At 67.5% G+C, this 255-nt stretch carries 1 pseudogene; it reads right to left on the bottom strand.

Annotation, left to right across the window (positions count from 1 at the left end):
- Nucleotides 1–255: pseudogene (locus tag QN399_RS26450) on the bottom strand (PLP-dependent aminotransferase family protein); the annotation flags it as partial.

The following is a 255-nucleotide window of genomic DNA, read 5'->3' as shown; positions in this document are numbered from 1 at the left end:
CTGCTGATGCAGTGCCCGCACCGGCAGGTAGTCGACACTCGGCACCGCCGCGCCCAAGGGAAACACCCCTTCGCGGCGCGACTCGACCAGCACCTGCTGGATGATACTGCTACGGGTGACCAACCCTGGGCGCTCGACCCGTGCGATATCAGGCGTAGGCGCCGTGAGTGCTGGCGTCTGGTGCACGTAATAGCCCGACTGCGGCCGCGCCCGGATCAGCCCCTGGTCTTCCAGGTTGGCGTAGGCCTGCAGCAC

Origin of the sequence: Pseudomonas sp. 10C3 (assembly GCF_036346185.1) — a bacterium.
Lineage (GTDB): Bacteria > Pseudomonadota > Gammaproteobacteria > Pseudomonadales > Pseudomonadaceae > Aquipseudomonas.
Note: the sequence above shows the minus strand (reverse complement) of the source record. Positions and strands in the feature narration are given on the sequence as shown.